The 3,699-nt window shown below is 68.1% G+C and carries 6 protein-coding genes; all 6 read right to left on the bottom strand.

The window, feature by feature from the left end; translation table 11 throughout:
- The coding region (locus tag WC493_RS22145; protein ID WP_373068614.1) for a TenA family protein at nt 1-482 on the bottom strand (482 nt) is incomplete at its 3' end.
- A gap of 5 nt (nt 483-487) precedes the next feature.
- Nucleotides 488-682, bottom strand: a complete 195-nt coding sequence (iscX, locus tag WC493_RS22140) for a Fe-S cluster assembly protein IscX (RefSeq protein WP_373068612.1) — start codon at nt 680-682, stop codon at nt 488-490.
- 4 nt (nt 683-686) lie between these two features.
- Complete coding sequence (locus WC493_RS22135) at nt 687-1,025, bottom strand: ferredoxin family 2Fe-2S iron-sulfur cluster binding protein (protein WP_373068610.1); 339 nt, start codon at nt 1,023-1,025, stop codon at nt 687-689.
- 30 nt (nt 1,026-1,055) lie between these two features.
- Nucleotides 1,056-2,942, bottom strand: a complete 1,887-nt coding sequence (gene hscA / locus WC493_RS22130) for a Fe-S protein assembly chaperone HscA (protein ID WP_373068608.1) — start codon at nt 2,940-2,942, stop codon at nt 1,056-1,058.
- Nucleotides 2,939-3,553, bottom strand: coding sequence for a Fe-S protein assembly co-chaperone HscB (hscB, locus tag WC493_RS22125; protein ID WP_373068606.1), 615 nt, complete (start codon nt 3,551-3,553; stop codon nt 2,939-2,941). The genes hscA and hscB overlap by 4 nt, the downstream gene beginning before the upstream one ends.
- 16 nt (nt 3,554-3,569) lie before the next feature.
- A partial coding sequence (locus tag WC493_RS22120) for a HesB/IscA family protein (protein WP_373068616.1) occupies nt 3,570-3,699 on the bottom strand: 130 nt, incomplete at its 5' end.

Here is a 3,699-nt window from a genome sequence, read left to right as displayed (position 1 = left end):
AGATAGCGGTTGCCCTCGCGCCTGAAATCCGGCCGGGCCTGGATCGCCGCGGCAATGTCGCGGTAGCCGACGACACAGGGCGCCAGCGCCACCTTGAGGTCGAGAACATCGCCCGAAAAGCCGCGTTCGAGGACATAGCTCGTATAGGCCAGGGTCTCGGGCGCCGCCTCCAGCCCTTCCAGCTCAGCGGCCGAAATGCCCCAGGTCGCGCAATAGTCGACATGAAGGCTCATCTCGTGGTCGAGCAGGGCGTTCAGCGTCGCCTGGGCCGAGCGCATCCCGGCGAGATCGTCGGCCTTCACCACGGCGAGGGCATAGGCTCGGGCGAAGTGGATCAGGAACAGATAGTCCTGGGTCAGATAGCGGCGGAAGGCCGCCTCGGGCAGATCGCCCCGGGCGATCCCCTCGACGAAGGGATGGCGGACATAGGCGGCCCATTCCGCCGCCGCCCCGTCCCGCAGGCGCTCGAACAGCGATGCCACGAGGATCAGTCCCGTTCCTCGAGCCAGGCGGCCTGGATCGCCTCCAGGATCTTCTCGTTCGAGCGGTCCGGCGCGTCGGCGAAGCCGGGCAGCGCCAGCACCCATTTGTGCAGGTCGGTGAAGCGCAGGTTCACGACGTCGGCGTCCGGATGGGCGTCTTCCAACGCGGCCGCGATGTCGTGAACATCGGTCCAGCGCATGGACTTACTTGTCCACCATCATGTTGCGGGTGGCGGTCGGCAGGCTCACGGTCAGGCCGTCCAGGTCCTCGGTCATGATGATCTGGCAGCCGAGACGCGAGGTATGGGTCAGGCCGAAGGCGAGGTCGAGCATGTCTTCCTCTTCCTCGGTCGCGTCCGGCAGGGAACCGTAGTATTCGGGATCGACGATGACATGGCAGGTCGAGCAGGCGAGCGAGCCTTCACAGGCCCCTTCGAGATCGATCTTGTTGCGATGCGCGATCTCCAGCACGGAAAGGCCCACGGGCGCGTCGACTTCGGTGCGCGTCTTGCCGTCCGGGCTGATGAAAACCATCTTGGGCATAGGGAAAACTCCAGAATATCGGACGGAGGCTTAGCCCGCCTGCAGGCGGGTTTCAAGCCGCGAGACTTCGACTCCCGACAGGGCGGATCGAATATTGCGGTCCATGCGGCGTTCGGCGAAAGGCCGGCCCACGGCTTCGAGCGCTTCTGTCGCAGCGACCACCGCCTCGCGGTCGTCGGTCGCCATGGCTTCCTCGAGGCCGAGCTTGGCATTTTCGAGCGCGATCCGCTCGTCCTCGGACAGGAGATCGCCGTCGACCGCCAGGGCGGAATCGAGCGCCAGCATCAGGCGCCGGCCGTCGACCCGCGCCTCCGCCAGCAGGCGTACGGTGACGTCGGCCCGGGCATTCTCGAAGGACGCCTGCAGCATCGCGGCCATTTCCTCGTCGGAAAGACCATAGGACGGCTTCACCTCGACATGGGCCTCCGTGCCGGTCAGCGCTTCCTTGGCGGTCACGGTCAGCAGCCCGTCGGCATCGACGGTGAAGGTGACGCGGATGCGCGCGGCGCCGGCCACCATGGCCGGGATGCCGGCCAGCACGAAGCGGGCGAGCGAACGGTTCTGCTCGACCATTTCGCGCTCGCCCTGGACGACGTGGATCGCCATCGCCGTCTGGCCGTCCTGATAGGTGGTGAAATCCTGGGCGCGGCTGACCGGAATCGGCGTATTGCGCGGGATCACCTTCTCGACCAGGCCGCCCATGGTCTCCAGCCCGAGCGAGAGCGGCACGACGTCGAGCAGCAGCGTGTCGGAACCGCGGGTCAGCGCTTCGGCCTGAAGGGCGGCGCCCAGCGCCACCACTTCGTCGGGATCGATATCGGCCAGGGGCTCGCGCCCGAACAGGCCGGCCACTTCGGCGCGGACCAGCGGCACCCGGGTGGAACCGCCGACCAGCACGACGCCGGCAAGGGCCGGAGCCTCGACCGCCGCATCCGTCAGGACGGCGCGGCAGGCTTCGATGGTGCGCGCCACCAGGGGGGCGATCAGGGCATCGAAACGCGCCCGGGTCATCTCGTGGCGGGTCGCCTTGCCGCCGAAATCGAGGTCGACCGTGGTCGCCTCCGTGTCGGTCAAGGCTTCCTTGGCGCGGCGGGCGACGGCCAGCACCGGCTTCACATCGGAAGCCGCGATGGCATCGCCGCGCTCGTCGATCAGGGCCTGCGCCAGCAGGCGGTCGAAATCGTCGCCGCCCAGCGCCGCGTCGCCACCCGTGGCGAGGACCTGGAAGACGCCCTTTTCGAGCTTCAGGAGCGAGATGTCGAAGGTGCCGCCGCCCAGGTCGTAGACGGCATAGAGGCCTTCGGCCGCGCGGTCCAACCCATAGGCGAGCGCCGCCGCGGTCGGCTCGTTCACCAGGCGCAGCACTTCGAGCCCGGCGAGACGCGCGGCATCCCGCGTCGCCGTGCGGGCGGCATCGTCGAAATAGGCGGGCACGGTGATCACCGCCTGGTCGACCGTCTTGCCCAGCACCCATTCGGCGCGCTGCTTCAGCGTGCGCAGGATCTCGGCCGAGACTTCGACCGGCGAGACGATGCGGCCGCAGACGTCGAGCTTCACCATGCCGCCGGCGCCCGGCTTGTGGATCTTCTGGGCGAGCTGGCCGCCGAGACTGGCGACGTCGCCGGTGCCGCGGCCCATCAGGCGCTTCACGCTGGCGACCACGCGGTCCGGCTCCGCCTCCAGGATGCGGGTGGCGACCCGCCCCACCACCGGCTCGTCCTCGCCGTCGAGATAGGCCACCACGGAGGGCACGATGCCGTCGCCCAGCGCATCGCGCAGGATTTCCGGCCGGCCGTCGGTCGAAATGGCGACCAGGGAATTCGTGGTGCCGAGGTCGATGCCCACCGCCGCACGGTCGGAATCGCCCGCGTGCGGCAGCGGCGTTTCGCCGGGTTCGTAGATGTCGAGCAGGGTCATGGCACCGCTTGTCCCGGCAGAAGCTTGCGGCGCAATTCGGCCCCGAGCTTGGTCAAATAGGAAAGGCGCAGCGCCTCGTTGGTGGCGCGGCCGAGGTCATGGGCCGCGAAAGCATCGCCGAGCCGGGCTTCGAGCGCCGCCGTGTCAGCCTGGACGCGGGCGGCAAGGGCGCGCAATTCGGCAGGTTCCGCCGCCTCTTCCAACGCTTCCCGCCACTCCATGGCTTCCATCAGCAGGGCCGGATCAGCGATCGTCCGCCCGTCGCCGCCGGGCAGCGGCCGGCCTTCGAGATCGAGCAGGTAGCGCGCCCTCGCGAGCGGGTCGCGCAGTGTCTCATAGGCTTCGTTGATCAGGGTGGCGTGCTGTAGGGAGAAAGTCTTTTCCTTGGCCCCGCGGCCGGCGAAACGATCCGGGTGGAAACGGCGCTGGGCCTGGAAGTAGGCGCGTTCCAGCGCCGCCAAGTCGATCGCGAAGGTGCGCGACAAGCCGAGGCGGGCGAAATGGTCGATCACACCCGGCGGCTGCAGCGACTTGCAGCCGCCGCAGATCGCATCCTGGATCTGGCCGCCGCAGGAGGTGCAGGAAACTGGTGGTGTTACGGAGACGGACATCAGAGCTGATCAACCCTCAATCGTGGAAGGACTCGCCGCAGCCGCAGCGGGCCTTCTCGTTCGGGTTGATGAAGACGAAGCCGGATTTCAGCTTGTCGGTCTCGAAATCCATCTTGGTGCCGATCAGGAACATCACCGCCTTGGGG

The organism is Zavarzinia sp. (genome assembly GCF_041650655.1).
Classification (GTDB): Bacteria; Pseudomonadota; Alphaproteobacteria; order Zavarziniales; family Zavarziniaceae; genus Zavarzinia.
This window is presented reverse-complemented; position numbering and strand designations above follow the sequence as displayed.

Excerpts from the sequence above, each read along its gene's own strand:
- hscA (WP_373068608.1), bottom strand. The coding sequence starts at position 2,942 with ATGACCCTGCTCGACATCTACGAACCCGGCGAAACGCCGCTGCCGCAC.
- iscX (WP_373068612.1), bottom strand. The coding sequence starts at position 682 with ATGCGCTGGACCGATGTTCACGACATCGCGGCCGCGTTGGAAGACGCC.
- WC493_RS22135 (WP_373068610.1), bottom strand. The coding sequence starts at position 1,025 with ATGCCCAAGATGGTTTTCATCAGCCCGGACGGCAAGACGCGCACCGAA.
- hscB (WP_373068606.1), bottom strand. The coding sequence starts at position 3,553 with ATGTCCGTCTCCGTAACACCACCAGTTTCCTGCACCTCCTGCGGCGGC.